At 60.9% G+C, this 3,418-nt stretch carries 1 protein-coding gene and 3 pseudogenes; 2 read left to right on the top strand and 2 right to left on the bottom strand.

The window, feature by feature from the left end; genetic code table 11:
* A pseudogene (locus tag AMM33_RS22060) lies at positions 1-235 on the bottom strand (helix-turn-helix domain-containing protein); the annotation flags it as partial.
* Positions 236-418: 183 nt separating this feature from the next.
* On the opposite strand from AMM33_RS22060, the pseudogene AMM33_RS16385 reads away from it, so the two are divergent.
* Both AMM33_RS16385 and AMM33_RS16395 read left to right on the top strand, forming a co-directional pair.
* Positions 419-1,401: pseudogene (locus AMM33_RS16385) on the top strand (DDE-type integrase/transposase/recombinase); the annotation flags it as partial.
* A gap of 175 nt (positions 1,402-1,576) precedes the next feature.
* A protein-coding gene (locus tag AMM33_RS16395) for an IS3 family transposase (RefSeq protein ID WP_369802465.1) occupies positions 1,577-3,018 on the top strand; the annotation gives its coding sequence in 2 pieces (ribosomal slippage) (positions 1,577-1,949 and positions 1,949-3,018; 1,443 coding nt in all).
* A 27-nt stretch (positions 3,019-3,045) separates the two neighbouring features.
* Here AMM33_RS16395 and AMM33_RS16400 read toward each other — a convergent pair.
* Positions 3,046-3,291 (bottom strand): annotated as a pseudogene (locus AMM33_RS16400) (transposase); the annotation flags it as partial.
* Between the last annotated feature and the right edge of the window lie 127 nt (positions 3,292-3,418).

Raw genomic sequence — 3,418 nt, forward strand, 5'->3', positions numbered from 1 at the left:
CCAATTGCTTGAGCTCGGCTCGGGCAGAGTCGGCTTTGGGGCCACGTTTTTTGGATGTCGCGTCGCTCAACTCACCTGCCGCATATTGGCGTCGCCATGTGGCCAGTGCAGATGAGTACACGCCCTCGCGGCGCATCAGTGCGCCAATTTCACCGGGCTTGGTGCACGCGGCGGCGGCGAGCACAATGCGGCGCTTGTCAGCATTGGCAATGAGCCGACGTTTGGCAGTGGCCACAACTTCAGAATTGTTGCCAGGTGACAGTGGCAATGCCGATACAGGCGCGCCTACAGTGTGCCTACTGGCTGCTTGCGATGCGTCTGCTTCAACTGAATCTACGGTTGCATGCATCTGTGCCTTGGGTTGTTTGATGATCTTCATACCTACATCGTTGCTCTCTAAACTAACAGGGGAAGGTGTAGCAGTTCATTCTGGCACGGGGGGCGCGAGCACGGTGTGTATCCGGTTGATTTGGTCAAGTGGCGCTTGAACTGCACCACCGCGCTGGCAGACCCCCAAGATGTGCCCGCCACTGCGCAGGCCACCCGGGCCGACCGCAAACGTATCAAGGAACTCGAACGCGAAGTGCTGCGCAAGGACCGGGAACTGGCCGAGACTGCAGCGCTACTGGTCTTGTTAAAAAAAGTCGCGGCGATCTTCAACAAGGGAGAGGACGAATGATCGACCTCGAAGATCGCCAAGCGCTAACCCGAGACATCGACACGGCCCACTGCGCAGGAGCGCGGCTGCAGCCCGCCTGCGACATCGTGGGCATCGACTTGCGCACCTTGCAGCGCTGGAAGGCCAGCCAAGGGGCCGACGGCGCTGTGCGGGGCGATGGCAGGCCCTTGGCAGTCAGACCCATGCCCTGCCACGCCTTAAGCGAAGCCGAGCGCGCGGCCCTGGTGGCGGTGGCCAACGAGCCACGCTTTGCCTCGGTGGCGCCTGCGCGCATCGTGCCCATGCTTGCTGACGAGGGCATTTATCTGGGCAGCGAGTCCAGCATGGCGCGCGCGCTCAAGGCCGCAGGGCAGAACGCGCGCCGTGGACGCGCCAAAGCGCCCAAGACCACCAAACCACCGACCACGCACATCGCCACTGCACCGGGACAGGTCTGGTGTTGGGACATGACGTACCTCCCCACCAAGGTGATGGGGCGCTGGTTTTACCTGTACCTGATCTTGGACTTGTTCAGTCGCAAGATCGTGGGCGCTGAAGTGCACGAGCGCGATGATTCCGAGCATGCGGTGCACCTTGTGCGGCGTACCGCGCTGGCCGAGGGCATCGCGGCCTGGGACAGCAAGCCCGTACTGCATGGTGACAATGGCTCCACGCTCAAGGCCACCACGGTACTGACCATGCTCAACTGGCTGGGCGTCAAGCCGTCGTACTCGCGCCCGCGAGCCCCCCGTGCCAGAATGAACTGCTACACCTTCCCCTGTTAGTTTAGAGAGCAACGATGTAGGTATGAAGATCATCAAACAACCCAAGGCACAGATGCATGCAACCGTAGATTCAGTTGAAGCAGACGCATCGCAAGCAGCCAGTAGGCACACTGTAGGCGCGCCTGTATCGGCATTGCCACTGTCACCTGGCAACAATTCTGAAGTTGTGGCCACTGCCAAACGTCGGCTCATTGCCAATGCTGACAAGCGCCGCATTGTGCTCGCCGCCGCCGCGTGCACCAAGCCCGGTGAAATTGGCGCACTGATGCGCCGCGAGGGCGTGTACTCATCTGCACTGGCCACATGGCGACGCCAATATGCGGCAGGTGAGTTGAGCGACGCGACATCCAAAAAACGTGGCCCCAAAGCCGACTCTGCCCGAGCCGAGCTCAAGCAATTGGCGCTGGTCACGCGTGAGCGCGACAAGTTGCGGGTGCAGCTGAGCAATGCTCAACTTGTCATCGAGGTCCAAAAAAAAGTTGCCGCGTTGCTGGAGCAGCTCGATCCACTGCAGAAGTTCGCGAGTCCTTGATGGCTGCAACCCTTGAACTCACCCCAGCGCTGGGCAGTGCTGCAGCATGCCGCGCCATGGGACTGTGGCGCGGTGCCCCGGCCAGGCACAAAGCGCACGCGCACCGAGCCGCCTTTGTGGGGCCACCCTCAGCGCCAAGGCCTGTGCGCCCACGTTCACCGCTGGCCTTGAGTGAGGTGGAACAGGCCTTAGTGCTGCAAGCCCTGTGCAGTGAGCGATTTGCCGACACCGCGCCAGCGACAGTCCACGCCACATTGCTGGACGAAGGCACTTACCTGGGGTCGGTGCGCACCATGTACCGCTTGCTGGCTGCCAACGCCAGCAGTGCCGAGCGTCGCCGCCAGCGTAGCCACCCGGTCTATGCCAAGCCTGAATTGCTGGCGACAGGGCCCAACCAAGTCTGGTCGTGGGACATCACCAAACTCAAGGGTCCAGCCAAATGGACGTGCTTCCATCTCTACGTCATCCTGGACATCTTCAGTCGCTACGTCGTTGGATGGCTGATTGCGCCGCGTGAGAGCGCTGAGCTGGCCCAGCAACTGATTGCCGATACCGTGGCCCGCCACGACGTGATGCCCGGTGCGCTCACGCTGCACGCGGACCGGGGTACCTCTATGCGCTCCAAACCGGTGTTGGTGGACCTGGACGTGGCCAAGAGCCACAGCCGTCCCTACACCTCGGATGACAACCCCTACTCGGAATCCCAATTCAAGACCATGAAATACCGACCCGACTTCCCAGAGCGCTTTGGCAGCATTGAGGACGCCAGATTGCATTGCCAGACATTCTTTGCCTGGTACAACGGGCAGCACTGCCACTCAGGAATTGGCCATATGACACCCCACAGCGTGCACTACGGGCTAGCGCAGGCAATGAGGGAGATCAGGCAAGCAACGCTGAATGCGGCATTCGATGCCACACCCAACCGATTCAAGGGGGTCCGCCCTTGCCTAAAACCCATGCCCACAGCGGCCTGGATCAACTCACCGCCAGCGCAAAGGAAGCCGTCTGAAACAGAACAACCCTGCACCGTAAATTTATGAAGCAAGGTGTAGCAAAGTCATTGACACGTTCCGGCGGCACCAGGCGCTCTTAGCGGCCTCGTTCATCGCAGCTGTAGTGATCACGGCCTCAAGCCGGGCACCCGCAGACCAGGGCCGAGCTCGGGCAGGTCTGGTTTGTGCTTCTTCGCGCCAACGCTCCAGGGTTGCCTCGCTCACGCCCATCTCGCGCGAGACCACCTGCAGCGGTGCGCTCTCCGGTGGCAGCAACTTGGCTACCGCTTTGTCTCTGAATGCTTGTCCATATCGAGCCATTTTGTTCTTTCATCGCCGCCCCCAGGTTCTAGGTTCTATCGAGGCGACAACTAGTCTGACACAGGKGGTACGGAACAGGGTAAGCCCGTAGCAGGGTCCAGCTACAATAGCCGGACAACCTTTATCG

Origin of the sequence: Limnohabitans sp. DM1 (assembly GCF_001269385.1) — a bacterium.
Lineage (GTDB): Bacteria > Pseudomonadota > Gammaproteobacteria > Burkholderiales > Burkholderiaceae_C > Limnohabitans_A.